Origin of the sequence: Flavimobilis rhizosphaerae (genome assembly GCF_014852685.1) — a bacterium.
GTDB classification, from domain to species: domain Bacteria; phylum Actinomycetota; class Actinomycetes; order Actinomycetales; family Cellulomonadaceae; genus Flavimobilis; species Flavimobilis rhizosphaerae.
In genome coordinates, this window is sequence record NZ_JACZDF010000008.1 from 146,004 (window position 1) to 172,461 (window position 26,458).

Genomic DNA, 26,458 nt, shown 5'->3' on the forward strand with positions numbered 1-26,458 from the left:
AGGATTGGCGACCATGACCGACCACCTCCGCCTGTTCACCTCCGAGTCCGTCACCGAGGGCCACCCGGACAAGGTCTGCGACCAGATCTCCGACGCCATCCTCGACGCGATCCTCGAGCAGGACACCGAGGCACGGGTGGCCGTCGAGACCATGGTGACGACCGGCCTCGTCCACGTCGCCGGCGAGGTGACGACGTCCGCGTACGTCGAGATCCCGCAGATCATCCGCTCCGTCGTCCGCGAGATCGGGTACACGTCGTCCGCGATCGGCTTCGACGGCGACTCGTGCGGCGTCTCCGTCTCGATCGGGCAGCAGTCCCCGGACATCGCGCAGGGCGTCGACAAGTCCGAGGAGTCGCGGACGAACGACGCGGGCGACGTCGACCCGCTCGACCTCCAGGGCGCGGGCGACCAGGGCCTCATGTTCGGCTACGCGTGCTCCGACACCGCCGAGCTCATGCCGCTGCCCGGCTGGCTCAGCCACCGGCTCGCGGAGCGGCTCGCCCACGTGCGCCGCTCAGGCGAGGTTCCCGGGCTGCGCCCCGACGGCAAGACGCAGGTGACGATCGGCTACGACGGCGATCATGCCGTCTCCCTCGACACGGTCGTCGTCTCGACGCAGCACGACCCGGACGTGCGCCACGACGTGCTCACGAGCGCGGTGCGCGACCTCGTCATCGCTCCCGTCCTCGAGGCCGCGCAGCTCGATCTCGACACGCGCGCAACAAAGGTCCACGTCAACCCGACGGGCATCTTCGTCGTCGGTGGCCCCATGGGCGACGCGGGCCTCACGGGTCGCAAGATCATCGTCGACACGTACGGCGGCATGGCCCGCCACGGCGGCGGAGCCTTCTCCGGCAAGGACCCGTCGAAGGTCGACCGCTCGGCCGCGTACGCGACGCGCTGGGTCGCGAAGAACGTCGTCGCGGCCGGGCTCGCGGAGCGCTGCGAGGTCCAGGTCGCGTACGCGATCGGCCGCGCGCACCCCGTCGGCGTGTACGTCGAGACGTTCGGCACGGAGACCGTGCCGCTGCCGCGGCTCACGGCCGCGATCAACGAGGTCTTCGACCTGCGTCCCGGCGCGATCGTCCGCGACCTCGACCTCCTGCGTCCGATCTACCGGGCGACTGCCGCGTACGGCCACTTCGGCCGTGAGCTTCCCGACTTCACGTGGGAGCGCACGGACCGCGTGGACGCGCTGCGGTCAGCCGTCTGACCGTGACGGGTCCGGCGGGCACGGAGCCCGCCGAGCCCGCGCAGGGCCCAGCCGCGGGCGAGCCCGACCAGCTCGAGCTCCCCGGCATGCCTGCGCCTCGGCGACGGCCCGCACCCGGGGCGCAGGCCGTCACGGCGGCCGACGACCTCCCCGTCGCCCGGGTCGTCGTCGAGGTGCCCGTGCTGCGCCTCGACCACACGTACGACTATCTCGTCCCCGTGTCGATGGCCGACGGCGTCACGGCCGGCGTGCGCGTCAAGGTGCGCTTCGGCGCGCAGGACGTCGACGGCTACGTGCTCGAGCGCCTGGCGACGAGCGAGCACGAGGGGACGCTGCGCCCGTTGCGACGGCTCGTGTCGACCGAGCCCGTCCTGCCCAACGCCTCGGCGCGGCTCTGCCGCGTCGTCGCCGAGCACTACGCGGGCTCGATGAGCGACGTCGTCCGACTCGCCGTCCCGCCCCGGCACGCCCGCACCGAGGACGAGCCGCTCGCCGAGGCCGCCGTCACCACGGGCGAGCAGCCTCACAACGGAAGCCGGTCGCCCATGGCACCGGACGGGCCCGCACCAGGCGCCTCCGCACCGCACGGCTCCGCGCCGACGGACGCCGGACCGTGGTCCGGGCTCGCCGGCGGCGAGGCGTTCCTCCGGCACGCAGCCTCGGGAGCCGCCGTGCGCGGGGTGTGGACGGCACTTCCCGGCCGATGGACGGCCGGCGGCTCGGTGCTCGCGGACGACGGCTGGGAGGACATGGTCGCGCGCGCGGTCCGCGTCGTGCGCGACAGCGGACGGGGCGTGCTCGTCGTGCTCCCGGACGCGCGCGACGTCGACCGTCTGAGCCGCGCCCTCGACGCGGCGGGGCTCCGCGACGCGACCGCGTCCGGACGGACACTCCCGGACGACGTCGGACGCGCCCACGGCTACGTGCGCCTCCTCGCCGACGACGGCCCCGCCCAGCGCTACCGGGCCTTCCTCGCCGCCCTGCGGGGCCATGCCCGCGTCGTCATCGGCACGCGCGCAGCAGCGTTCGCTCCCGTCGCCGAGCTCGGTCTCGCGGTCGTGTGGGAGGACGACGACCCGCTGCACGCCGAGCAGCGCGCGCCCTACCCGCACGTGCGGGAAGTGCTCGCGCTGCGCTCGGAGGCCGAGGGGTGCGCGCTGCTCGTCGCGGGCCTCGGTCGGTCGGTCGAGGCCCAGGCTCTCGTGCGTTCCGGCTGGGCCCACGAGATCGGTGCCGCCCGCGCCGTCGTCCGCGAGCGCGCACCGCGGGTGAGGGCCCTCACCCGGGTCGAGGTCGCGCGCGAGGGGCCTGCGGCGGTCGCGCGCATCCCGTCGGCGGCGTGGCGGATCGCGCGCGAGGGGCTCGCCCAGGGACCGGTCCTCGTCCAGGTGCCGCGTGCGGGCTACGTGCCCGTCACCGCGTGCGGGACGTGCCGTGAACCCGCGGACTGCCCGGACTGCCACGGTCCGCTCGGTTTAGCGTCGGGATCCTCGACTCCCCAGTGCCGGTGGTGCGGTCGGCTCGCCGCCGCATGGTCGTGCCCCCGCTGCCACGGGAGCACGCTCCGCTCGGTCCTCGTCGGCTCCGAGCGCACCGCGGAGGAACTCGGGCGTGCCTTCACGAACGTTCCCGTACGGATCTCGGGGGCACGGTCTGCCGGGGGCGTCCTCGCGACGGTGTCGGGCGCGTCCGCGCTCGTCGTCGCAACCCCGGGCGCCGAGCCGGTCGCGGCCGGCGGGTATGCGGCGGCGCTGCTCCTCGACGCCGGGGTCGCGACGGCTGGCACGCAGCTGAGGACGCGACAGGATGCCGTGCGACGCTGGCTCACGGCCGCGAGCCTCGTGAGGCCTGCGACAGCAGGCGGGGTCGTCGCGGTCGTCGGCGACGGTGACGAGGTCGTCACAGGAGCTCTCGTGCGATGGGACCCGGCGGGGCTCGCTGACCGGGAGCTCGACGAGCGGGTCGAGCTCGGGCTGCCGCCGGCGGTGCGCGTCGGGGCGCTCACAGGGCCGCGGCAGGCAGTCATGGCCGTGCTTGCGGAGACGACCCTGCCCCCGGGGGCGACGGTGCTCGGCCCCGTCCCTGTGACGCCGGCCGACGGGGGAGCGCCCGTGCTCGGCGGTGAGCTCGGTGACGTGCGGGCGATCGTCCGTGCGCCCCGCGGGGAGGGTCGCCTGCTCGCGGCGTCGTTGCGCGCTGGGGTGGCCGGGCGCGGGGCACGGCGCGGAGCGGGCACAGTGAGGCTGCACATGGACGTCGCAGACCTCGTGTGACGCGAGTTACCCGTGGCGTGCGTCATGTCGGCGCGGGGCGCCGCGGCGTGCATCCCGGAGCGAGCCCCTGCCCGTGGCACAGTAGGAGGCTGGGAGCGACGCACGGAGGCAGTACGAGCAGTGGCAGCACGGACGACTGACCTGTCGGTCGAGGACGCGACGGCGACGGCGGAGAACGGTACGGGGACCGTGAGAACGGTCGACCCCCCGACGGGCGCCACCCGGCTGGTCCAGCGTCGGCCGACCCCTCGTCGCATCGCGGGCATCGACGGTCTGCGCGCGGTCGCCGTCCTCCTCGTCCTCGCGTTCCACCTCGCACCGAACGCCGTTCCGGGTGGGTTCGTCGGCGTGGACGTGTTCTTCGTCATCTCGGGCTTCCTCATCACGATGGGTCTGCTGCGGGAGAAGGCCCGCACGGGGCGGATCGACCTCGCACACTTCTGGACGCGACGTGTCCGGCGGCTCCTGCCTGCGCTCCTCGTCGTCGTCGCGGTGTGCTCGCCGGTCGCGCTGCTCGTCGGCGGTGACGTGCGCGTGCACCTCGACCGGCAGGTCTTCGGCGCGTTGACGTTCTCGAGCAACTGGGTGTCGATCGCCGCGGAGGACAGCTACTTCTCGGCGCTCGTGCCCCAGATGTTCTCGAACCTCTGGTCACTCGCGGTCGAGGAGCAGTTCTACCTCGTGTGGCCGCTCGTCGTCCTCGGGGTGCTGCTGCTCGCGCGTTCCCGGCGCGCGGGCCTCGTGGCCGCGGGGGCGGCGGCGCTCGCGTCCGCGGGCGCGATGGCGCTGCTGCACACGCCGGGCGAGGACCCGACGCGCGTCTACTACGGGACCGACACGCACGTCTTCGGGATGATGCTCGGGGCTCTCCTGGCGTTCTGGTACTTCGGCAACGTCCGGACGGGACGGCCTGCGCCGTGGCCGGCGGCGCTCACGCCGGTGGGCCGGGGTGCACGGGTCGTCCGCGCGCTCAAGCGGCGTCGCCCGGGGGTCGTCGCGGGCGTGTGCCTCGTCGTCATCGGCGCCTTCTCGCTGCTCGTGCCGTGGGACTCCGCTGTGACGTACCGCGGCGGGCTCTTCGTCGTGTCGCTCGCGGCGGCGCTCCTCGTCACGACGATGCTCCACGACTCGCGCGTGCGACGGCTGCTCGAGACGCCTGCGCTGCGGTGGATCGGAGAGCGGAGCTACGGCGTCTACCTGTGGCACTGGCCGGTGTTCGTGCTGCTCACGCAGATCTTCGCGAAGCAGTGGGTCGAGGGCTCGGGGGTGCCGCTCGTGTGGGTCGTCACGGTCGTCGTGACGTTCGTCCTTGCGGGTCTCTCGTTCCGTTACGTCGAGCAGCCCGTCGTGCGCGACGGCGTGCTCGTCTCGCTCGAGCGGCTGGCGCGCTGGGTGCGTCCGGCGCGGAGCGCGCCGGGTCGTGGGCTGCGTGCACCTCTGGTCGGCGGAGCGATGGTCGCGTGCCTCGTGCTCACGGGGTTCGCTGTGGCGACGGCCCCGCACGTGACGTCGATCGAGCAGGACATCGCTGCGGGCATGGGGGAGAACGGGCCGGGCGAGGGGCCCGGCACCCCTGGGCCGGGAGCCGCTGAGGTGCCGACGGTCGCGCCGTCCGGCACGCCGGGGGCGACCTCGGAGCCGTCGGACGTGCCCTCGCCAGCTCCGTCGGACGTGCCCGGGGAGCCGTCGGGTGCGCCGAGCACGGAGCCGGGGGCGGGGGCGGAGCCGAGCGCGTCGACGGCACCGCCTGCGACCGGTGCTGACCTTGTCGTCGTCGGTGACTCGGTGACCGCGGCGTCGGCGAAGCAGATCCGGGCTCTCCTGCCGGACGTGCGGATCGACTCGGCGGTGTCGCGCTCGATGCTCGTGGCTCCCGGGATCCTCGGTGAGCTCGAGAAGAAGGGTGAGCTTCCGGACGTCGTCGTGCTGGCCCTCGCGACGAACACGACACTGCGCGAGCGGACGATCGACGACGTGCTCGCGGCCGTGGGGCCGAAGCGTCGGGTCGTGCTCGTCAACGCGTACGGGGCCCGGAGCTGGATCAAGGGGACGAACGCAGTCATCGCAAAGGCGGCGAAGGAACATCCTCAGGTGTCGGTCGCGGACTGGCACGGTGCGGTGCGGTCGCACGGCGAGCTGCTTGCCGCGGACGGTGTGCACCCGACGCGTGACGGTGCTGCGGTGTATGCGCGGCTGGTCGCCGACGCGTATGTCGCGGCGCGTGACTGAACCCCCCCAACCCTCTCTGTGACGCGGATCACGTCATCGTGTAATCTTGCAGCGGCAAGTACCTGATACGCCACGTCTCAGATAGATGTTCGACCGGCCCCCGACGACGTGGGCCGGACCTCCCGGGGCCGCCGCGCGACGCTGCGCGACGGCTCGGCCCATGACGCACGCGCGCGTCGCGTGACGAAGGAGTTCGGATGAGCTTGACCTCGAACGGGGTGAGGGCCTCGCGGTCCACGGCGGCGCACGTCGTCGGCCACACCCTGCTGCTGATCACGGCGATCGTTCTCATCGCCTTCCTCCTCATCTTCTCGAGCCGCGTCCACGACGGCTCCCGTCGCCTCGCCGAGGGCTCGGGCAAGGTCGACGACGGAGCCGCCCAGCTCGCGACGGGCGCCGGCTCCGCAGCCCAGGGCGCGGCTCAGGTCTCCGACGGAGCCGGACAGCTCTCCGACGGTGCGACCAAGGTCGCCGACGGGGCCGGGGCGCTCTCGACCGGAGCCACGGCCCTCGCCGAGGGCACGACGAAGCTCGGCGCGGGCGCGACGACGCTCGCCGCCGGGCTCGGCGACGCCCACACCGGCGCCGGGCAGCTCGCGACCGGTGCCGTCTCCCTCCGCGACGGGGCGCAGACCCTCGCCGCCGGGACGACCAAGCTCGACGCCGGCGCCTCCGCCCTCGCGACAGGTGCGGGCGACCTCCGCGACGGTACGAGCAGCGCACACGCAGGCGCCGGCAAGCTCCGCGCCGGTGCGACGAGCCTCGCTGCAGGCGCGGTGACGCTGCGCGACGGCGCCACGGCCGCGAGCACGGGAGCCTCGCAGGTCGACAAGGGCGCGAACGATCTCGCAGCAGGCGCGGGCGCTCTCAGCACCGGCGCGCGGTCCGCCTCCGAGGGGGCCGACAAGGTCCGGGACGGCGCGGACGCTCTCGCCACCGGGGCCGGCACTCTCAACGACGGCGCCGCCGCGCTCCGCACAGGCGTCCACGAGTTGGCCGTCGGTATCGGTGCCGCCGACGCAGGCGCCACCGGCGTGCGCGACGGCGCCACCGAGCTCGCGACGAAGCTGGCCACCGCACGCGCGGCGTTCACGAGCATCGACACGGCACAGCCAGGCATCGAGGCGGGCACGCAGCAGCTCGCCTCGGCTCTCGCTGCCGCGCCCGGGGCCGCGGGGGACCTGGCCGATGGCTTCAGCTCGATCTCGACGGGCGCCGGTGACCTCGAGGCTGGTCTCGCGGGACTCCGACAGCTCGTCGCGACCGACACGGCGCTCGACGAGACCACGCAGCGCCGCATGCTCGGCACGATCGACCAGCTGGCGCAGGGCGCGACGAGCATCCGCACGAACGCGCACGGCGCAGCCCAGCAGATCGCGGCACCCGAGATCGGCTTCGAGGCCCGCCTCACCGCGGCCCACGCCGCGGCCTCGCGGCTCGCTGCCGGCGCCGCCGCGTTCGACGACCAGGCGCTCGAGCCCCTCGTCGCGGGCGGCGCACGGCTCCAGGCCGGCAGCGCAGCACTCGCCACGGGCACGGGCAGCCTCGTCACGGGCGCTGCGCGGGCCACCGCCGGTGCCGACGCTCTCGCGACGGGTGCGTCCACGCTCGCCGCAGGTGCGGGAGAGCTCAGCACGGGTGCGTCCACGCTCGCCGTGGGCACGAAGACGCTCGCGACCGGAGCCGGGGCTCTCGCCGACGGCTCGACGACGCTTGCCGCCGGGACGACGGCCCTCGCGACCGGGACACGCTCGCTCGCGACCGGCGCCGGCACCCTTGCGACGGGAGCGAGCACGCTGAGCACGGGGACAAAGGACCTCGCGTCGGGCACGAAGAAGCTCCTCGCCGGGTCGACGTCTCTCGCGACGGGTGCCAGCACCCTCAGCGCGGGCACAGGCGACCTCGCGGACGGTGCCGCGCGCCTCTCGACGGGCTCTCGCGACCTCGCTGCGGGAGCGGGTGCGCTCGCCGAGGGCACGAGCCTTCTTGCGGCGGGCTCCGTTGAGCTGCGTGACGGGCTCACCGAGGCCGACTCCGGGGCCCACAAGCTCGCGGACGGCGCGGGCGAGCTCTCGACCGGCGCGGGCGACCTCGCGGACGGCGCGGGGCAGCTCGCGACCGGCGCGGGCGACCTCTCCGACGGTGCTTCCCAGCTCGCCGACGGCGCGACGACGCTCGCCGACGGCACCGGACAGGTGGCGAACGGCACGCTCGACCTGCGCACGCAGGTCGAAGGCAGCCCGACGAAGCAGCTCGCCGCGGGCGGCGGCGTGCTCGCCGCTCTCGCGATCGCCGCGGCGGCCGCAGGCGTCGGCAGCCGCCGTCGCCAGGAGGGCTGAGTCCTCCGCAGCACGGACGAGCCCCCGACGACGCGGTCGTCGGGGGCTCGTCCACGCCTAGGATGGGTTCCTATGCGCATCCTCTTCGCCGGGACCCCCGAGGTCGCGGTCCCTTCCCTCGAGGCGCTCGTCGCCTCCCCGCACGAGATCGTCGCGGTGCTCACCCGGGCCGACGCGCCGGCGGGCCGCGGCAAGCGGCTCACGCCGAGCCCCGTCCGGGTGCGCGCGGAGGAGCTCGGCCTCGAGGTCATCACGGGCAGGCCCCGGGACGCGGAGACGCTCATACGGCTGCGCGAGCTCGCGCCAGACGCCGCTGCGGTCGTCGCGTACGGCGAGATCCTGCGTCCTGACGCGCTCGCGATCCCGCCGCTCGGCTGGATCAACCTCCACTTCTCGATCCTGCCCGCGTGGCGCGGCGCGGCCCCTGTGCAGCACGCGATCATGGCGGGCGACGAGGTGACGGGCGCGACGACGTTCGTCATCGGCGACGGGGTCGACACCGGACCCGTGCTCGGGACGCTCACGGAGACCGTGCGCGCACGCGACACGGCGGGCGATCTGCTCGGTCGCCTCGCGCAGGCGGGCGCGCCGCTGCTCGTCGCGACGATGGACGCGCTCGCCGAAGGTCGGCTCGTCCCCGAGCCGCAGCCGGCCGACGGCATCTCGCACGCCCCGAAGATCGAGGTGGCTGACGCCCGCGTCGACTGGACCGTCCCCGCCCTCGCGGTCGACCGTCGCATCCGTGGCTGCACCCCGGCGCCGGGCGCCTGGACGACGCTCCCCGACGGTGCCCGGCTCGGCCTCGGCCCGGTGACCCTCGCCGCCGACGTCACTGACCTCGCCCCGGGCGAGCTGCGCGTCGGGCGTCGTGACGTCCACGTCGGTACCGCGACGCACGCCGTCCGTCTCGGCGACGTGCAGCCCGTCGGCAAGAAGCTCATGCCCGCGGCAGACTGGGCGCGTGGCGCGCGTGGCGCGGACGGCGAACCGCTCGGCCACGGCACGCGGCTCGGTGCCGCATGAGCGCCCGCGACGGTGAGAGGCGGGGTCCACGCCGCGATGCGAAGGGCCGCGAGCGCGGCGCTGTGCGCCGCTACGACGAGCGGTCAACGCTCGCGCCGTCGGCTCGACGCAAGGGGTCGGACGCCGCGCGCGAGGTTGCGCTCGAGGTGCTGCGCGAGGTCGCGGACGCGGACGCGTACGCCAACCTCGTCCTCCCGCCTGCGCTGCGCCGGGCACGCCTCGACGGTCGTGACGCTGCCTTCGCGACCGAGCTCGCGTACGGGACGCTCCGCCTCCAGGGCCGGTACGACGCGATCCTCACGCGCTGCACGGACCGCGCACTCACCGACGTCGACCCCGTCGTCCGTGATCTGCTGCGCCTCGGTGCGCACCAGCTTCTCGGCATGCGGGTCGCGACGCACGCGGCGGTCTCCGAGACGGTCGGGCTTGCACGCGTGCACGCGGGCACGGGGCCGTCGCGGTTCGTCAACGCCGTCCTGCGGCGCGTCTCCGAGCGGAGCTCGCAGGAGTGGGAGGAGATCCTTGCGTCCGAGGCCCCGGACGACGACTCGCGCCTCGCGGTCCTCGGGTCCCACCCGGCGTGGGTCGTCCGGGCGCTGCGTGAGGCGCTCACCGCGCACGGTCGTGACGCGACGGAGATCGAGGCGCTGCTCGAGGCCAACAACGCGGCAGCACGGGTGACGCTCGTCGCGCGTCCCGGGCTGCTCGACGTCACGGGGCTCAGCGAGGAGGTCGCCGACGAGCTCGGCGACCGTGAGGCACGTATCGTCCCGGCGCGGTACGCGCCGACCGCGGCCATCCTCCAGGGTGGTGACCCTGCGTCGATCCCGGCGGTGCGCGCAGGCGCGGCTGCGGTCCAGGACGAAGGCTCGCAGCTCGTCGCGCTCGCCCTCGCCGCGGCGCCGCTCGACGGTCGGGACGAGCGCTGGCTCGACCTGTGCGCGGGCCCTGGCGGCAAGGCGGGACTTCTGGCGTCGCTCGCGGGGGAGCGCGGAGCCCGGCTTCTCGCGAACGAAGCGCAGCCGCACCGCGCGCGGCTCGTCGAGCAGGCGTTGCGTGCGGTTCCCGCGGACGCGGTCGAGGGTGTCGTCGTCGGTGACGGTCGCACGATCCTCGAGCGCACCGAGGGCGGGTTCGACCGCGTCATGGTCGATGCGCCGTGCACGGGTCTGGGCGCTCTGCGCAGGAGGCCCGAGTCCCGGTGGCGGCGGGAACCGTCGGACGTGCCCGCGCTCGCCCGGCTGCAGCGCGAGCTGCTCGGCGCGGCGCTCGACGCGACGCGGCCCGGCGGGCTCGTCGCCTACGTGACGTGCTCGCCGCACCTCGCCGAGACCCGACTCGTCGTCGATGACGTCCTGGCGGGGCGCTCGGACGTCGAGCGCGCGGACGCGGCGAGCGCGTTGCGGTCGGTCGCGCTCAAGGAGCCTGAGCTCGTCCCGGGGACCGACGTGCAGCTGTGGCCGCACGTCCACGGGACCGACGCCATGCACCTCACGCTCCTGCGACGCACCCGCTAAGCGCGGGGGCGCCGGTAGGGTGGCGGCCATGGGCATCGCCATCCACCCCAGCATCCTCTCGGCCGACTTCACGAACCTCCAGCGCGACCTCGAGGCGATCTCGACCGCGGACGCCGCGCACGTCGACGTCATGGACAACCACTTCGTGCCGAACCTCACGCTCGGCCTGCCGATCGTCGAGCGGATCGTCGAGGTATGCCCCGTGCCGGTGGACGCGCACCTCATGATCGCGGACCCGGACCGGTGGGCCCCCGCGTACGCGGAGGCGGGCGCGGCCTCCGTGACGTTCCACGCGGAGGCTGCGGCGGCGCCCGTGCGGCTCGCGCGCGAGCTCCGTCGGCTCGGGGCGCGTGCGGCGCTCGCGCTGCGTCCAGCGACGCCGATCGAGCCGTTCGTCGACCTTCTTCCCGAGCTCGACATGATCCTCGTCATGACGGTCGAGCCCGGCTTCGGCGGCCAGTCCTTCATCGACGCGACGCTCGGCAAGATCGCGCGTGCTCGCGCGGCGATCGACGCCTCGGGCCTCGAGGTGCGGCTACAGATCGACGGCGGTGTGTCGCGCTCGACGATCGAGCGTGCGGCGGAGGCCGGGGCGGACGTCTTCGTCGCTGGTTCGGCCGTCTACGGTGCGGACGACATCGCGGGGGAGATCGCGGCGCTGCGCGCGCTCGGTGCTGCCGCCTGTGGCCACTGACCGTCCAACGGGCGGACTTGGTGCCGACGTGCGGGAATGAACGCGGCGCATGTGGCATTGTTGAGGGTGAGCACGTGCTCCGGGGTCGGTGAAATTCCGAGCCGGCGGTCATAGTCCGCGAACCGGGTCGTCGCCACCGCCGGTGGCTGGCGCTCGGCCGATCCGGTGGAACTCCGGAACCGACGGTCAAAGTCCGGATGGGAGGCGTACGTGACGACGACGCGGGCATGCGTGTCACCTCTCGGGTGACGTGACGTGCGGCGTCGTCGCGGACGTCCGTCCGTCGCCCCGGGGCCGACCGTCCTGGAGCGACCATGCACGACGCCCCCACGGGGACCGATCGGACCCCTGAGTACCTCACTCCCGCCGAGGCCCTCGCGCACGCGATTGAGATCGCTGCCGACGGTCCTGCGTACGGCCCCAACCCTCGTGTCGGTTGCGTCGTGCTCGCTCCGGGCGAGGGGTCCGACCCGCGCCGCGTGCTCGCGACGGGCATCCATCGTGGCGCGGGCACGCCGCACGCGGAGGCCGCAGCTCTCACGCAGGCCGCCGACGCGGGCGTCGACGTCACGGGCGCCTCGGTGTTCGTGAGCCTCGAGCCGTGCGACCACCAGGGGCGCACCGGTCCGTGCAGCGAGGCGCTGCTCGCGGCGGGCGTCGCCGAGGTGACGTTCGCGGTGCCGGACCCGAGCACGGTCGCGGCTGGCGGTGCCGCGCATCTCGCTGCGGCGGGCGTCACGGTCGTGGGCCCGACCGAGGTGGACGACGGCCCCGCTCACGAGCTCGTGCGGGCCTGGTTGCACTCGGTGACGACGGGCCGCCCGTTCGTCACGCTGAAGATGGCGACGACGCTCGACGGTCGCGTCGCGGCGGCCGACGGCACGAGCCGCTGGGTGACGTCCGAGACCGCACGCCACCACGCGCACGAGCGACGGGCCGAGGTCGACGCGATCCTCGTCGGCACGGGCACCGTCCTCGCGGACGACCCTGCGCTCACGGCGCGCGCCGCGGACGCGCGTCCCGACGGCAGCACGCGGGGGGTGCACCAGCCGCTGCGCGTGGTTCTCGGACGCACCGAGATCCCGCGCGAGGCACGGTTGCGGACGACGCCGGGCGGTCGTCTCGTCCATCTGCGCACGCACGACGTCCACGAGGCGCTCGCCGAGCTCGCGGCGCTCGAGGTCCGGCACGTCCTCGTCGAGGGCGGGCCCCGGGTCGCGGCCCAGTTCCTCCGCGCGGGGCTCGTCGACGAGGTCCACGCCTACGTCGCCCCCGTCCTCCTCGGCGCCGGCCGTCCGGCCGTCGCCGACCTCGGCCTCACGTCGATCTCGCAGGCGTTGCGCCTCGAGCCGACGTCGGTCGAGGTCCTGGGGCCTGACGTCCTCGTCGTGTCCCGTCCCCGGCGTGCGTCCTCGGACGCTCACGCCACCCCCCTCACGAAGGAGCACTGATGTTCACCGGCATCGTCGAGGAGCTCGGCGCGGTCGTCGCGTCCGAGGACCTCGGGACCGACGCACGCCTGACGATCCGCGGGCCGCTCGTCACGTCGACCGCGGCGCACGGCGACTCGATCGCCGTCAACGGCGTGTGCCTCACCGTGACGACGCTCGACGCGGAGGCCGGCACGTTCGGGGCCGACGTCATGCCCGAGACACTGCGGCTCACACAGCTGGGCGCGCTGCGGCCGGGCGACCCGGTCAACCTCGAGCGTGCTGCTCTCGTCGGCGGCCGCCTCGACGGGCACATCGTCCAGGGGCACGTCGACGGCGTCGGGCGGCTGCTGTCGCGCACGCCGGGGGAGCGGTGGGACGACCTCGTCGTCGAGGCTCCCGCCGACGTCCTGCGGTACGTCGTCCACAAGGGGTCGATCACGGTGAGCGGTGTCTCCCTCACGGTGACGTACGTCGACGACGAGACCTTCGGCGTCTCGCTCATCCCGACGACGCTCGCCGCGACGACGCTCGGTGCGCTCGCGCCGGGCGACGCGATCAACCTCGAGGTCGACGTCGTCGCGAAGTATGTCGAGCGGCTGCTGGGGGCGAGGGCATGAGGCTCGCGACCGTCGAGGAAGCCCTCGAGCAGATCCGGCAGGGGCGTCCCGTGCTCGTTGCCGACAACCCGGACCGTGAGAACGAGGCCGACGTCATTCTCGCGGCGTCGACCGCGACCGACGAATGGGTCGCGTGGACGATCCGGCACTCCTCGGGCTACCTGTGTGCGCCCATGCCGGGTCCGCGCGCAGACGCGCTCGAGCTGCCGCTCATGGTGCCGCAGTCGCAGGACCCGCGGCGCACCGCGTACACGGTGACGGTCGACGCGGCGACGGGTGTGACGACGGGGATCTCGGCCGCGGACCGCACGCGGACGCTCCACGTCCTCGCCGACCCGGTCTCGGGCCCGATCGACCTCATCCGTCCCGGACACGTCCTGCCCCTGCGGGCGGTCGCGGGCGGCGTCCTGCACCGCGGCGGCCACACGGAGGCCGCGGTCGACCTCGTCCGGCTCGCAGGCGCGGGCGAGGTCGGCGCGATCGCAGAGCTCGTCCACGACGACGGCACGATGATGCGTCTGCCGGCCGTCATGGAGCTCGCCGAGAAGGAGGGGCTCGTCGTCCTCACGATCGCGGACCTCCAGGCGTGGCGGCGGGAGCACGACCCCGTGACCCCCGAGACGCCGGGACGCCTCGCCGATGCCAAGCGCGTCGAGCGCACCGGCGTCGCCGACCTGCCGACCGCACACGGCGCTTTCCGCATCCACGGCTACCGCGACCTGCGCACGGGGGCGGAGCACGTCGCGCTCGTCCCGTCGTCCGCTCCAGCCGAGCCGGGGGAGCGTCCCGTCGTGCGCGTCCACTCGGAATGTCTGACGGGCGACGCCTTCGGGTCATCCCGCTGCGACTGCGGGCCTCAGCTCCACGCCGCGATGGCGGCCGTCGCCCGTGAGGGTGGCGCCGTCGTCTACATGCGAGGCCACGAGGGGCGGGGCATCGGCCTCGTCGCGAAGATCTCGGCTTACGAGCTCCAGGACCAGGGTCTCGACACGGTCGAGGCGAACCTCGAGCTGGGCTGGCCCGCGGACCGGCGCGAGTACGGGGCCGCGGCCGCGATCCTCAAGGATCTCGGCGTCGACCACGTCGAGCTGCTCACCAACAACCCGGCGAAGGTCACGGGCCTCACGGCCAACGGCGTCGACGTCGCAGGCACGCGGCGGATCGAGGTCGGCCACACCCCCCACAACCAGGCTTACCTGCTGACGAAGAAGCTCGCGATGGGGCATGTCCTCGACACGGTCGTGGCTCCCGCGAGCACCACCATCACCACCGAGGAGGACCCGCGATGAGCGGAGAAGGCGCACCCCAGGTCGTCACGGACGGCACCGGCCTGCGCGCGGTGCTCGTCGCCGCGAGCTGGCACACCGAGATCATGGACGGTCTCGTCGCGGGCGCACGCCGCGCGTTCGAGCGCACGGGCGTCACCGACGTCACCGAGATCCGCGTGCCGGGCTCGATGGAGCTGCCGGTCGTCGCTTCGCGCGCGGCGCAGGCCGGCTTCGACCTCGTCGTCGCGCTCGGCGTCGTCGTGCGCGGCGGCACGCCGCACTTCGAGTACGTGTGCCAGGGCGTCACCGCGGGCCTCACGGACGTCGCGGTGCGCACGGGCGTCCCTGTCGGGTTCGGTGTCCTCACCGTCGACACGGTCGAGCAGGCGCGCGCTCGCGCGGGCCTGCCGGGCTCGAGCGAGGACAAGGGCGCCGAGGCCGTCGAGGCAGCGGTCGCGACGGTCGTCGCCCTCCGGGCGCTCTGATCCCACGGGGTGGGACGTCGTGCGTCCCACCTGCGCGCACGGCGTCGGCCGGTGACCGTCCTTCGGGACGGTCACCGGCCGACGTCGTGCGCGCGCTAGGCTCGATCCCTGTGAAGACCTTCGACACGCTGTTCGCCGAGCTGGGCCGCAAGGCCGTGGAACGTCCTGACGGGTCAGGCACCGTCAAGGAGCTCGACGCGGGCGTGCATGCCATCGGCAAGAAGATCGTCGAGGAGGCGGCCGAGGTGTGGATGGCCGCCGAGTACCAGAGCGACGCGGAGCTCTCCGAGGAGATCTCCCAGCTGCTCTACCACCTCCAGGTGCTCATGGTCGCCAAGGGCCTGACCCTCGAGGACGTCTACTCCTACCTCTGAGCGACTCTGGGCCACGCCCGCCGCTCCTCCCCGATCTCTCGTCCGCGCCGGACCTTCCGGTGCGGGCCGACCCGAAGGACCACCCGTGTTCCGTATCGCCGTCCCCAACAAGGGATCCCTGTCCGAGCCCGCCGCCGACATGCTCCGGGAGGCCGGCTACCGCCAGCGCCGTGACGCCCGTGAGCTCGTCCTCGCCGACCCGGACAACGACGTGGAGTTCTTCTTCCTGCGTCCGCGCGACGTCGCCGTGTACGTCGGCTCGGGCACGGTCGACGCCGGCATCACCGGGCGCGACCTGCTGCTCGACTCGGGCGCGCACGCGGTCGAGCACCTGCCGCTCGGCTTCGCCCGCTCGACGTTCCGGTTCGCGGCGCCGTCCGGCACGGTCACCGAGATTCCGCAGATCGCTGGCCTGCGCGTCGCGACGTCGTACAACCTCCTCGTCGAGAACTACCTCGCGGACCGCGGCATCGCGGCGGACCGTGTCGTCCACCTCGACGGCGCGGTCGAGTCGTCGGTGCGCCTCGGTGTCGCGGACGTCATCGCGGACGTCGTCGAGACGGGCACGACGCTGCGCGCGGCCGGGCTCGAGGTCTTCGGCGAGCCGATCCTCCGCTCGGAGGCCGTGCTCATCAAGTGTGCGGACCGGGAGGACCCCGAGGGGCTCGCAACGCTCACGCGTCGCCTCCAGGGCGTGCTCACCGCCCACGAGTACGTGCTCATGGATTACGACGTGCCGGTCGACAAGGTCGACGCAGCGGTCGCGATCACGCCCGGCCTCGAGTCACCGACGGTGTCGCCGCTCCACGACCGTGACTGGGCGGCCGTCCGCGCCATGGTCCCGCGCAAGCAGACGAACCGTGTGATGGACGACCTCTACGAGGTCGGAGCGCGCGCGATCATCGTCACGTCGATCCACGCGAGCCGGCTGTAGCAGCCATGAGCCCTGGAGACGCGCACCTCTTCGGACCGTTCCGGCCCCGGGGAGCGCGCGTCGTCGGGCAGACGCTCGCCGTGACGATCGTCGCGGGCGCAGCCTTCGTGCTCCTCGCGTCCCCTGGGCACCCGGGCGTCGGTTACGACCCACTCAACACGGTCGCGCTGTGCCTTGTCGCCGGGTTTGCCGTCTGGCTGCTGCGACGCCACGCGGGCGTCCTCGCGGTCGTGAGCCCCGAGGGGATCGTCGTGCGGAACCTCGTACGGACACGCGCGCTCGAGTGGGCGCAGGTCGAGGCGGTGCGGTTCGCGCAGGGGCAGCCGTGGGTGACGCTCGACCTCACGGACGGCACGACGCTCGCGGTCATGGCGGTGCAGTCCTCCGACGGGGCGTTCGGCCGGTCCGAAGCACGTCGCCTCGCAACGCTCGTCGAGCGCTACGGCGAGGCCCAGGAGCCTCCACGCTGATCCCCTTGTGAGACGGCTATGGCGCTGAGCCGAGGTCCGTGGACCCCTGCTCAGCGCCAGAGCTCGATCGTGCGTGGGCGCGTCGTGCGTCAGCGCGTCCAGCGCGTCGTGCGCGGGGCGTCGGCCGAGCGGTGACGGTCGTCGCGGCGGGGGCCACGCTCGTCCCGCCGACCGTAGGCGGGACGCTCGTCGCGACCGCCGCGTGCCGGGGGAGCGCCCTCGTCGAGCGTCATGCGCAGCGACTTGCCGCCGACCTTCGCACGCGAGATGCGCTCGATCGCCTGGTCGTCGAGCGACGCGCTGATCTCGACGAGCGAGAAGCTGCCGAAGATGTCGATCTTGCCGAGGTCGGAGCCGGAGAGGCCGCCCTCGTTCGTGAGGGCGCCGACGATGCCGCGCGGCTGGATGCCGTGGTTGCGGCCGACCGCCAGGCGGTAGCGCGTGCCGGCGGCGCCGTGCTCGCGACGGGCGACACGCCCGTCGTGGCGGCGGTCCTCGTAGCGACGGTCGTCGAAGCGTCGGTCTCCACGCTGGTCACGCTCGGAGGCACGCTCCTTGGCGCGCTGCTCGAGCCGTCGGGCCTCGTCACGCTCAGCCTCGGCTGCGACCTGCTCCGCGTAGGCGCGCGGGCCGTCGTCACCGACGTGGAGCGCGACGAGCGCCGCAGCGACCTCGAGCGGGTCCGTGCCGGACTCGGCCGCGTAGGACGAGAGCAGCGAGCGGTAGAGGTCGAGGCGGCCCGACTCGATCCGCGCAGGCACCTGTGCGAGCACGGAGCGCGCGCGGTGTGCCGAGACGTCGGCAGGGGTCGGGATCTCGACGAGCGTGAGCGGCGTCCGCGTCGTGCGCTCGATGCCGCGCAGGCGGCCGCGCTCGTTGGGCGTCACGAACGACAGCGCACGGCCCGTACGCCCCGCACGGCCCGTGCGGCCGATGCGGTGGACGTAGGCCTCGGGCTCGCCCGGAATATCGAAGTTCACGACGAGACCGATGCGGTCGACATCGAGGCCGCGTGCCGCGACGTCGGTCGCGACGAGGACGTCGAGCTGACCGCCACGGAGGCGCTCGACGATCTTCTCGCGCTCCTTCTGGGCGACGTCACCGGAGATCGTCGCGGCGGAGATGCCCTTGGCGATGAGCTCGGAACCGACTTCCTCGGCGGCACCGCGAGTGCGGCAGAAGACGATCGCCGCGTCGGCGTCGGACGTCGCGAGGACCCGGCTGAGCGCTCCGACCTTGTGGCGGAACGGGACGACCGCGTACTCCTGGACGACCGAGGTGACGGTCGACGCCTGCCGGGCGACCGCGATCTCGACGGGGTCCGTGAGGTGCTCGGCGGCGACGCGGCGGATCTGGGGCGGCATCGTCGCGGAGAAGAGGGCGACCTGACGCTTCTCGGGGGCGCGCCGGAAAACGGTGTCGACGTCTTCGGCAAAACCCATGCGGAGCATCTCGTCGGCCTCGTCGAGGACGAGGAAGCGGATGCCGTCCATGGCGAGCGCGCCGCGCTCCATGTGGTCGATGACGCGGCCGGGGGTGCCGACGACGACCTGCGCACCACGCTGGAGGGCACGCTGCTGCGGGATGTAGGGCGAGCCGCCGTAGACGGCGAGGACCTCGAGGCCCGACAGGTGCGTCGCGAACGACTGGATCGCGTCGGCGACCTGCATGGCGAGCTCGCGCGTCGGGGTGAGGACGAGGGCCTGCGTCGCGCGGAGCGACGCGTCGACGGCGGCGAGCATCGGAAGGCCGAACGCGGCGGTCTTGCCCGTGCCGGTCTGGGCGATGCCGGTGATGTCACGGCCGGCGAGGAGTGCGGGGATCGCTTCGACCTGGATGGCGGACGGTGTCTGGAAGCCGAGGTCGGCGACTGCGGCCATGAGGGCGTCGGGGAGGCCGAGGCCGTCGAAGGAACGGGTGGGCTGGGCGTCGAGGGCGCGCGGAAGCGTGCCCTGCTCGGACGTCAACATTCGAGAGGGACCGATCTTCTGTTCGGGGTGCGGAGCCGGTGCGGCGGACGTCGGGTCCACCGCGGTCGCTACTCCCGAAACAACCCACACGGCCACCGTGAGGTGACCACCTGACTCACACGCGGGACGCGCGACACGCTCCAAGCTGAACTTCCACCTTAGCGTGTCCGGCCCCGGCTGCGTGAGGAGGCGGACCGGTGAGGTCGGCCACAGGCTCGCTCAGCCTGCGGAGCCGGGCACGACGACGCTGCGGCGTCGTCGTCGCAGCATGCGGACGAGCATGACGACGACCGTGACGGCGCCGACGGCCGCGAGTACAGGGACGACGATCGCGAGGATCGACAGGACGATGGACGACGCGTCCTCGACGGTCGAGACGACAGGCGCGGCGACACCGAGCGTCGCCGCGTTGAGCACGGGCCGGACCGCCGACTTGAGGAGGTGGACGGCGAGCGCGACCCCGACCCCCAGGGCGACGGCCCACCAGCTCGTGCCGCTCCACGTGCCGCTGTCGACCACCTGCTCACCCGCGGTTCCCGCACCGACGACGAGACCGCCCGAGGCGGGCCTCACGACCGTCTGGAGGACGTCGTTGACGGAGTCGACGACCGGGACCTTGTCGGCCACGACCTCGACGACGAGCAGCACCCCGAGGATCGCGAGCGCAGGCCAGCCCGAGAGCCAGGACCAGGCCGCGGGCAGCTCGACGAACGTCGTGAAGCGGTCGGCGAGACCGAGGACGAGGAGCGGCACGTACGCGTTGAGGCCGGCGGCCGAGGCGAGGCTCGTCCCGGTGAGCAGCTCGATCATCGTGGGCCTCCTCGGCGGTCGGGTGCGATGCGCACCTGCGCAGCCTAGGATGACAGGCGCACCGGACGCAGGAGGCACGACCCGTGAAGGCTGGATCTGAGACGCGTACGCGGCCGACCCGGCCCGACGCCTCCATGGTGCTGCTCGACGAGGTCATGCGACGTCCGCTCGACCCCGGGTACGCCGACGAGGCGGCGCGACGTCGCGACGGGACCTCGACCCGCGGCCCGCGTCGGACGCTCGTCCTCACGATCGTCGCGGTGCTCCTCGGCGCGGGCACGGCTGCGGCGGCGGTCGCGCTCCAGCCGCGCGACTCGGTCCTCACGGCCCGTTCTGTCCTCCACGACGAGATCGTCCAGCGTTCCGAGGAGGCCGACGCCGCGGCGGAGGCGATCCTCGAGCTCGACGCCCGCATCGACGCGCTCCAGAACGCTGGCCTTGGCGACGCGTACCCGGTCCTGCTCGACGGCACGCAGCGCGACGGCGCGGCTGCGGGGACGGTCGCCGTGACCGGGCCCGGGCTCGTCGTCACCATGCGTGACGCGGTGCCGCTGCTCGGTGAGACGGACAGCGCGTCGAAGCGCGTCCTCGACTACGACCTCCAGGTCGTCGTCAACTCCCTGTGGAGCGCCGGGGCGCAGGCGATCGCCGTCAACGGGCACCGGCTCACCGCGACGAGCGCGATCCGCAGCGCGGGGGAGGCGATCCTCGTCGATCTTGTGGGGCTCAGCAGCCCTTACACGATCGAGGCGATCGGCGACCCGTCAACGCTGCCGGCGTTCTTCGCCCGCTCGGTCGGGCAGCAGCACCTCACAGTGCTCGGCTCTCGCTACGCGATCACGTCGGACGTGCGCCGCGAGAAGGCGCTCGCCCTGCCGGCGGGCCGGGCCGCCGAGACGTTGCTCGCACGCCCCGTCGAGGCGCTAGGCTCGGGCGCGTCGCAGAACCGTCCCGCCGGTCTTCCGACACCATGAACTCAGGAGGTCGCCCGTGATCCCCGTGCTCGGCCTGCTCGCCGGCGCTCTGCTCGGTCTGTACTTCCAACCCGACGTCCCGGTCGTGCTGCAGCCGTACCTCCCGATCGCGGTCGTCGCTGCGCTCGACGCGCTCTTCGGCGGCCTGAGGGCCCTGCTCGACGGCATCTTCGACGACAAGGTCTTCCTCGTCTCGTTCCTCTCGAACGTCGTCGTCGCCGCGCTCATCGTCTTCATCGGTGACCAGCTGGGCGTCGGGACGCAGCTCTCGACGGGCGTCGTCGTCGTCCTCGGCATCCGCATCTTCTCGAACGCTGCGGCCATCCGCCGCCACCTCTTCAAGGCGTGACCGTGGCGGACGACGACGTTCCCGCGGTCGCGGACGAGGAGCCCCGCGGCGAGGAGCCCCGCGGTGCGTCAGGAGGCGAAGGCACGCACGTCGCCGAGCACGCCCGTCCCACGGCCTCGGGACGCAGCGCCTGGCGGACGCTCGCCCGCGCGGCGTCGCCCCGTGCGACGCGCACCCAGGCCGTCGTGGCGCTGCTGTGCGGCCTGCTGGGTTTCGCAATCGTCGTCCAGGTCTCGTCGACGCGGGAAAAGCCCCTCACGGGACTGCGCCAGAACGAGCTCGTGAGGATCCTCGACGACACGACGCGGCGGGGCAACGAGCTCGCGCGTCAGGCCGAGTCGTTGCGTGAGCAGCTCGACGAACTCGAGTCCGGCAACGCCGACCAGAAGGCACTTCTCACCGTCGCGCGCGAGCGCGCTGCCGTGCAGGGCATTCTTTCGGGCCGCCTCCCGGCGGTCGGCCCCGGGGTGACGATCCGGATCTCGGAGGGCACGGAGCCGCTGCGCGCGACGGTGTACCGGGCGATCCTTGAGGAGCTGCGGAACGCCGGCGCGGAAGTCGTCCAGGTCGACGACGTGCGGATCGTCGCGAGCTCGTCGTTCGTCGACACAGCACAGGGCGTCGCGCTCGACGGGACGGTGCTCACGGCGCCCGTCGTCTGGGAGGTCATCGGCTCGGCCGAGACGATCATGCCGGCGCTCGAGATCCCAGGCGGGGCGATGGCCCAGGTGCGCAACGCCGGTGCGACGGGCGAGGTCGTCGCCCGGGACGAGGTCAAGGTGACGGCGATCCACGAGGCGCCCGCGACGCGCTGGGCCGTTCCTGTGCCCGTCGATCCGGCGAGCTGAGCAGCGTCGGACGTGCGACGTCACGCCGGTGGTCACCTAGAATGGTGTGACGCCGGTCGCCCCGGCGTGACCGACGCAGCGAGGAGGGCCCATGACGCACGCAGGCGACCCGATTCCGGGGGACGACCCCCTGCGGGGAGTGGACCAGACGATGGTCTTCGGCGCGATCGCGCCCGAGCCGTCGAGCGGAGAGCCCGTCGAACGTCCCGGGGCCCAGGACGAGGCTGCGATCGCCGCGCTCCCTGCGGGAAGCGCGCTCCTCGTGACGCTTCGGGGTCCGGGTGCCGGATCGCAGTTCCTCCTCGACGCCGACCAGGTGCTCGTCGGGCGTTCCGAGCGTTCGGACATCTTCCTCGACGACGTCACCGTGTCGCGCAAGCATGCGGCGTTCGTCCGTCACGGCGGGAGCTTCGCCGTACGTGACTCGGGCTCGCTCAACGGCACGTACGTCAATCGTCAGCGGGTGGACGTCGCACCGCTGCGCACGGGTGACGAGGTGCAGATCGGCAAGTTCCGCATGGTCTACTTCCCGAGCCGCCAGCAGCCCGGGGCTCCTGCGTGACGCCGCGGCAGCTGCCGCAGGTCACGGACGAAGGTGCCGTCGAGGCACCCCGCCTCGATCTCGTGCGGTCGTGGCCGGCCGGGGTCCCGACGACGGCCACGATGCGGATCTCAGACGTTCTCGCGGCGCTCAAGCCGGAGTTCCCTGCACTCACCCACTCCAAGCTGCGCTTCCTCGAGGAACAGGGGCTCGTCGAGCCGGTGCGGACTCCGGCGGGCTACCGCCAGTACTCGCAGGCGCACGTCGAGCGACTGCGATATGCGCTCGCGCAGCAGCGTGACGCTTACCTGCCGCTTCGTGTCATCAAGGAGCAGCTCGCCGAGCTCGATGCGGGGCTCGCCGAGGTGCCGACGGGTCCCCAGGCGGTTCAGGACGGGGTCCCGTACGCGCCGCTGCGGGCGGCGGACCGCGAGACTGCGTCGTCCCTCGCGGCGGACCTCGGTGTCGAGGAGACGTTCGTCGTCGCGCTCGTCGAGGCCGGCATCGTGCGGCTCGACGAGCGCGGGGGATTCGACGCGTGGGCACGTCAGGTCGTGCTGCACGCGTCCGTCCTCGCCGAGCACGGCGTCGAGCCGCGGCACCTGCGTGCGCTGCGGACGGCGGTGGACCGCGAGATCGGGCTCGTCGAACAGGTCGTGGCACCCTCACGGGCGAAGGTCGGGCGAAATGCGAAGGCGCGCGCCGAGGCTGCTGCGGTTGAGCTGGGGGAGTCGTTCACGCAGCTGCACGCGGCGATGCTGCGCCAGTCGGTCGCCCGGCTCGACCTGCGCTGACACGCCCGGAGCGCCCCACCCTCAAGTTGAAGTTGAGGGTCAGGGTTCGACGTGCGACACGCCGACAGCGTGTCGGACCCGATGTCGTTGACGCTGCCATGGGGGGACCGTAGCGTAGCGGTAGACATCGAGCCCGGCGCCCGCGAGGGGAACCGGACCCCGCCATCAGGAGGCACAGTGAGCGTCACCGGAGAGACGAACGACGGACCAGCCCGCGCGGTCGTCGCGTCGCAGGGCCTCCTCTTCGGCGAGGACCTCGCCGAGGCCGACCCCGCGACGGGTTTCCGCGGCCCCACCGCCTGCCGAGCAGCCGGCATCACCTACCGCCAGCTCGACTACTGGGCTCGCACCGGTCTCGTCGAACCCACGGTCCGCCCGGCGACCGGCTCGGGCACGCACCGGCTCTACAGCTTTCGCGACATCCTCGTCCTCAAGGTCGTCAAGCGGTTGCTCGACACAGGAGTCTCGCTCCAGCAGATCCGCACCGCCGTCGGCACCCTCCGCGAGCGTGGCGTCGAGGACCTCGCGCAGATCACGCTCATGAGCGACGGCGCGTCGGTCTACGAGTGCACGAGCGCCGACGAGGTCATCGACCTCGTGCAGGGCGGACAGGGTGTCTTCGGCATCGCTGTCGGCCGCGTGTGGCGCGAGGTCGAGGGAACCCTCGCCGAGCTCCCGACGGAGCGCCTCTCCGACGAGGAGCAGGCCACGGCCCCGGTCGACGAGCTTGCGGCGCGTCGTCGGGCACGGAACGTCGGCTGATGCCATGAGCAGCGCCGCGCACGATCCTCACGAGGTGGCAGCGCTCCTGCGCGCGCAGCATCCCGAGTTCGACGAGGTGCCGCTCCTCGAGGACGACGAGACGGTCCCGCCGCGCCCCGAAGAGGAGATCGCGGACGCGACCCGCGACTACGGCTGAACGATCGACGACGAAGGCCCCGCCATGGCGGGGCCTTCGTCGTTCCCGGCGCGTGCTGGGAGCAGAACGTGGGGGAGCGGCGCTAGAGAAGAGGGCGCAGCGGCGCGAGGATGCGCTCGCCGAGCCGCGAGTACCACGGCCGCACGGACCACTCGTCGAGTGTCAGCTGCCGACAGTTGGTGAGGTCCGTCGCGAACACCCGCTCCATCTGGGCTGCGACGTCACGGTCGTACACCTCGAGGTTGATCTCGTAGTTGCCGGTGAGGCTGAGCCGGTCGATGTTCGCGGTGCCGATCGTCGTCCACTCGCCGTCGATCGTCGCGGTCTTCGCGTGGACCATGGCGTTCTCGAACATCCAGATCGTCACGCCCCCGGCGAGGAGCGTCGTGTAGAACCCGCGGGAGAGCCAGTCGGTGAGCACGTGGTTCGAGGCGGCCGGCACGATGATCCGGACGTCGACCCCGCGTCGCGCCGCGGCGAGGAGGCCGTCGAGCATTTCCTCGTCCGGGATGAAGTAGGCCTGCGTGATGAAGATGTTGCGCCGTGCACGGTCGATCGCCTGGAGGTAGATGCCGCGGATGGGAAACAGCATGTGGGACGGGACGTTCCGCGCAGGGCGGATGTGCGGGTCCCAGACGTCAGAGCCCGGGTCGGGGAGGATCGGGTGGTGGGCCTTGCGCTTGCCGTTCCAGAAGTCGACGAACGCGTTGCGGAGGTCCCACACGGCTGGTCCGACGAGCCGCAGGTGCGTGTCGCGCCACTCAGTCGCGTAGAGGGAGCCGATGTTGAAGCCGCCGACGAACCCGATCTCGTCGTCGACGACGAGGATCTTGCGGTGGTCACGGCCCAGGTGGCGGATGTTGAACGTGAACGTCTTCGCATGGACGAACGGGTAGCGCAGCACGTGGATAGGTGCGGGAAGGTCGTAGAAGGCGCGTGGGACCACCATGTTCGCGAAGGCGTCGTAGATGACGTAGACGTCGACGCCGCGAGCGGCGGCGTCGATGAGCGCCTGCTTGAACTGCTCGCCCAGCTCGTCGCTCTTCCAGATGTACGACTCGAGGAGCACCGTCGTCCGAGCACCACGGATCGCCTCGAGCATCGCCGCATAGAGGTCCTCGCCGTACGTGAACACGGTCGAGCGGGACGCGCCGATCTCTGCGTCGAGCGGGGGCAGGTGGGGAAACTGGGCGGGTTTGCGCCCGTGACGGTACGTCTTGATCGCCTCCGCGACGACGAGCGCACCGGCGAGCGCGAACGGGGTGGCGACCGTGACGGCAGCGCCGCGCACGAGAGCTCGTCGGACGTTCTCAGTCAGTGGCACGCCGTCACTGTATCCGCCGTTCGACGAGTTGGGCAGCCCGATTCGTCGCAGGTCAGTCGGGGGAGTCGGGAACGCGTCGAAGGATGTCGCCCGGCTGGCACTCCAGCACCCTGCAGAGCGCGTCGAGCGTCGTGAACCGGACCGCCTTCGCACGACCGTTCTTGAGCACTGCCAGGTTGGCGGGCGTGATCCCGACGGCGTCGGCGAGGGCTCCGACGGTGAGACCGCGCGACTGGATGAGTGCGTCGATGTCGACGACGATCGCCATCAGACGACCTCGGCGAGCTCGGCGCGGTCGCGCGCCGCCGCGGCGAGGAGTCCTCGCATGACGATCATGAGGAGGACGAGCGCGACGCCGACCGCGCCGACACCGAGGGTCGCGAGAAGTTCGGCGGGCGAGGCTGCGTTCGGGACGACGAGCATCGTCGTCGCGACGACGCCGGTGAGGAGCGTCCCGGCAGCGAAGGCGCCGACGACGACGTCGACGAGCCGGAGTGCGTGCGAGGCGTGCGACGAGAAGATCGTGTCGTCGGCGACGAGACCGAGCATGCGCCACATGACGACGAGGACCACCTGGGCGCAGGCGATGCCGAGGATGCCGGCGATGGAGTACGGGACGACGAGGTGGCTGACCTCGGGTGTTGCGGTGGCGATCTCGTTCGCGACGACCGGAGTGAGCAGCTGCGCCCCGAGCGTGCCGAGCATGAGGACGCCGAGCATCGTGCGCAGCATGAGGATGGTCGCGTGGTTCATCTATCGATGATCGATAGATGGGAGCCTGTGTGTCAAGGTGAGGGAGAGGTCGCGAGGTCAGCGCTTGGCGCTACTGGTAACCCTGCGTATCAAGGTTGGGCGTATACGAGCTGAGTCAGGCTGTGGTTCAGCCGAGGGGCCTGACATCGCGAGCGTGGTCACGGCCTTGGCAGCAACGCCGATCGCGGGCACCATGGCGCGTGCGCCGATCTGCTCGGCCAGGGGCGCGCAGCGGGACCGTGCTGCTTTATCTGTCGGAGAACGCAGCGCGGCACCGGCACCACTGCGCATCCGGCTCGGGCAT

Annotated in this window: 26 protein-coding genes and 1 riboswitch; of the genes, 21 read left to right on the top strand and 5 right to left on the bottom strand. The window is 72.8% G+C overall.

Annotated elements, in window-relative coordinates; translation table 11 throughout:
* Window positions 1–13: 13 nt before the first annotated feature.
* The 14 genes from metK (at window position 14) to IGS67_RS13120 (ending at window position 16,872) form a co-directional block, all read left to right on the top strand.
* On the top strand, window positions 14–1,216 hold the full coding sequence (gene metK, locus IGS67_RS13055; RefSeq protein WP_192281935.1) for a methionine adenosyltransferase: 1,203 nt from the start codon (window positions 14–16) through the stop codon (window positions 1,214–1,216).
* 2 nt (window positions 1,217–1,218) lie between these two features.
* Window positions 1,219–3,489, top strand: coding sequence for a primosomal protein N' family DNA-binding protein (locus tag IGS67_RS13060; protein WP_328742749.1), 2,271 nt, complete (start codon window positions 1,219–1,221; stop codon window positions 3,487–3,489).
* Window positions 3,490–3,609: 120 nt separating this feature from the next.
* On the top strand, window positions 3,610–5,718 hold the full coding sequence (locus IGS67_RS13065) for an acyltransferase family protein (RefSeq protein ID WP_192281938.1): 2,109 nt from the start codon (window positions 3,610–3,612) through the stop codon (window positions 5,716–5,718).
* Between the two features lie 197 nt (window positions 5,719–5,915).
* A complete protein-coding gene (locus IGS67_RS13070; RefSeq protein ID WP_192281941.1) occupies window positions 5,916–8,057 on the top strand; it encodes a YhgE/Pip domain-containing protein in 2,142 nt (713 codons plus the stop codon).
* A gap of 72 nt (window positions 8,058–8,129) precedes the next feature.
* The gene (gene fmt, locus IGS67_RS13075; RefSeq protein ID WP_192281944.1) at window positions 8,130–9,080 is read left to right on the top strand and encodes a methionyl-tRNA formyltransferase; all 951 of its coding nucleotides are present in this window, start codon (window positions 8,130–8,132) and stop codon (window positions 9,078–9,080) included.
* The gene (locus IGS67_RS13080; RefSeq protein ID WP_192281946.1) at window positions 9,077–10,597 is read left to right on the top strand and encodes an RsmB/NOP family class I SAM-dependent RNA methyltransferase; all 1,521 of its coding nucleotides are present in this window, start codon (window positions 9,077–9,079) and stop codon (window positions 10,595–10,597) included. The genes fmt and IGS67_RS13080 overlap by 4 nt, the downstream gene beginning before the upstream one ends.
* A 28-nt stretch (window positions 10,598–10,625) precedes the next feature.
* Window positions 10,626–11,291 carry a ribulose-phosphate 3-epimerase gene (gene rpe, locus IGS67_RS13085; protein ID WP_192281949.1) on the top strand — a complete coding sequence of 222 codons (666 nt, stop codon included), beginning with the start codon at window positions 10,626–10,628 and terminating at the stop codon, window positions 11,289–11,291.
* A 71-nt stretch (window positions 11,292–11,362) separates the two neighbouring features.
* A riboswitch (FMN riboswitch) is annotated at window positions 11,363–11,504 on the top strand.
* A gap of 101 nt (window positions 11,505–11,605) precedes the next feature.
* On the top strand, window positions 11,606–12,742 hold the full coding sequence (ribD, locus tag IGS67_RS13090) for a bifunctional diaminohydroxyphosphoribosylaminopyrimidine deaminase/5-amino-6-(5-phosphoribosylamino)uracil reductase RibD (protein ID WP_192281952.1): 1,137 nt from the start codon (window positions 11,606–11,608) through the stop codon (window positions 12,740–12,742).
* The gene (locus IGS67_RS13095) at window positions 12,742–13,341 is read left to right on the top strand and encodes a riboflavin synthase (protein ID WP_192281955.1); all 600 of its coding nucleotides are present in this window, start codon (window positions 12,742–12,744) and stop codon (window positions 13,339–13,341) included. The genes ribD and IGS67_RS13095 overlap by 1 nt, the downstream gene beginning before the upstream one ends.
* A complete protein-coding gene (ribA, locus tag IGS67_RS13100; RefSeq protein ID WP_192281958.1) occupies window positions 13,338–14,630 on the top strand; it encodes a GTP cyclohydrolase II in 1,293 nt (430 codons plus the stop codon). Before IGS67_RS13095 ends, ribA begins: the two co-directional genes overlap by 4 nt.
* Window positions 14,627–15,094 (top strand): 6,7-dimethyl-8-ribityllumazine synthase, encoded by a 468-nt coding sequence (ribH, locus tag IGS67_RS13105; protein ID WP_192281961.1) that lies wholly within the window; start codon window positions 14,627–14,629, stop codon window positions 15,092–15,094. Before ribA ends, ribH begins: the two co-directional genes overlap by 4 nt.
* A 110-nt stretch (window positions 15,095–15,204) precedes the next feature.
* Window positions 15,205–15,468, top strand: a complete 264-nt coding sequence (locus IGS67_RS13110; RefSeq protein WP_192281964.1) for a phosphoribosyl-ATP diphosphatase — start codon at window positions 15,205–15,207, stop codon at window positions 15,466–15,468.
* Window positions 15,469–15,553: 85 nt separating this feature from the next.
* Window positions 15,554–16,402, top strand: a complete 849-nt coding sequence (hisG, locus tag IGS67_RS13115; protein ID WP_192281968.1) for an ATP phosphoribosyltransferase — start codon at window positions 15,554–15,556, stop codon at window positions 16,400–16,402.
* 5 nt (window positions 16,403–16,407) lie between these two features.
* Complete coding sequence (locus IGS67_RS13120) at window positions 16,408–16,872, top strand: PH domain-containing protein (protein WP_192281970.1); 465 nt, start codon at window positions 16,408–16,410, stop codon at window positions 16,870–16,872.
* An 89-nt stretch (window positions 16,873–16,961) separates the two neighbouring features.
* On the opposite strand, the gene IGS67_RS13125 is transcribed toward IGS67_RS13120, so the two are convergent.
* Both IGS67_RS13125 and IGS67_RS13130 read right to left on the bottom strand, forming a co-directional pair.
* A complete protein-coding gene (locus IGS67_RS13125; RefSeq protein ID WP_192281973.1) occupies window positions 16,962–18,842 on the bottom strand; it encodes a DEAD/DEAH box helicase in 1,881 nt (626 codons plus the stop codon).
* A gap of 219 nt (window positions 18,843–19,061) precedes the next feature.
* Complete coding sequence (locus IGS67_RS13130; protein ID WP_192281976.1) at window positions 19,062–19,652, bottom strand: DUF4126 domain-containing protein; 591 nt, start codon at window positions 19,650–19,652, stop codon at window positions 19,062–19,064.
* A gap of 83 nt (window positions 19,653–19,735) precedes the next feature.
* On the opposite strand from IGS67_RS13130, the gene IGS67_RS14225 reads away from it, so the two are divergent.
* From IGS67_RS14225 to IGS67_RS13165, 7 genes are all read left to right on the top strand, one after another.
* On the top strand, window positions 19,736–20,626 hold the full coding sequence (locus IGS67_RS14225) for a DUF881 domain-containing protein (protein ID WP_192281979.1): 891 nt from the start codon (window positions 19,736–19,738) through the stop codon (window positions 20,624–20,626).
* Between the two features lie 16 nt (window positions 20,627–20,642).
* Window positions 20,643–20,975 carry a small basic family protein gene (locus IGS67_RS13140; protein ID WP_102508668.1) on the top strand — a complete coding sequence of 111 codons (333 nt, stop codon included), beginning with the start codon at window positions 20,643–20,645 and terminating at the stop codon, window positions 20,973–20,975.
* A 2-nt stretch (window positions 20,976–20,977) separates the two neighbouring features.
* Window positions 20,978–21,823, top strand: coding sequence for a DUF881 domain-containing protein (locus tag IGS67_RS14455; RefSeq protein WP_192281982.1), 846 nt, complete (start codon window positions 20,978–20,980; stop codon window positions 21,821–21,823).
* Window positions 21,824–21,914: 91 nt separating this feature from the next.
* Window positions 21,915–22,385: an FHA domain-containing protein gene (locus IGS67_RS13150; RefSeq protein WP_192281985.1), complete on the top strand. Its 471-nt coding sequence runs from the start codon at window positions 21,915–21,917 to the stop codon at window positions 22,383–22,385.
* Window positions 22,382–23,158, top strand: a complete 777-nt coding sequence (gene ftsR / locus IGS67_RS13155) for a transcriptional regulator FtsR (RefSeq protein WP_192281988.1) — start codon at window positions 22,382–22,384, stop codon at window positions 23,156–23,158. The genes IGS67_RS13150 and ftsR overlap by 4 nt, the downstream gene beginning before the upstream one ends.
* 177 nt (window positions 23,159–23,335) lie before the next feature.
* Complete coding sequence (locus IGS67_RS13160; RefSeq protein ID WP_328742759.1) at window positions 23,336–23,920, top strand: MerR family transcriptional regulator; 585 nt, start codon at window positions 23,336–23,338, stop codon at window positions 23,918–23,920.
* A gap of 4 nt (window positions 23,921–23,924) precedes the next feature.
* Window positions 23,925–24,077: a hypothetical protein gene (locus IGS67_RS13165; RefSeq protein WP_192281991.1), complete on the top strand. Its 153-nt coding sequence runs from the start codon at window positions 23,925–23,927 to the stop codon at window positions 24,075–24,077.
* Between the two features lie 82 nt (window positions 24,078–24,159).
* On the opposite strand, the gene IGS67_RS13170 is transcribed toward IGS67_RS13165, so the two are convergent.
* The 3 genes from IGS67_RS13170 to IGS67_RS13180 are packed head-to-tail and all read right to left on the bottom strand — an operon-like array spanning window position 24,160 to window position 26,154.
* The gene (locus IGS67_RS13170) at window positions 24,160–25,401 is read right to left on the bottom strand and encodes a phospholipase D-like domain-containing protein (RefSeq protein ID WP_328742761.1); all 1,242 of its coding nucleotides are present in this window, start codon (window positions 25,399–25,401) and stop codon (window positions 24,160–24,162) included.
* Between the two features lie 52 nt (window positions 25,402–25,453).
* Window positions 25,454–25,669 (bottom strand): helix-turn-helix domain-containing protein, encoded by a 216-nt coding sequence (locus IGS67_RS13175; protein WP_192281994.1) that lies wholly within the window; start codon window positions 25,667–25,669, stop codon window positions 25,454–25,456.
* Window positions 25,669–26,154, bottom strand: a complete 486-nt coding sequence (locus IGS67_RS13180; RefSeq protein ID WP_192281997.1) for a DUF2975 domain-containing protein — start codon at window positions 26,152–26,154, stop codon at window positions 25,669–25,671. The genes IGS67_RS13175 and IGS67_RS13180 overlap by 1 nt, the downstream gene beginning before the upstream one ends.
* Between the last annotated feature and the right edge of the window lie 304 nt (window positions 26,155–26,458).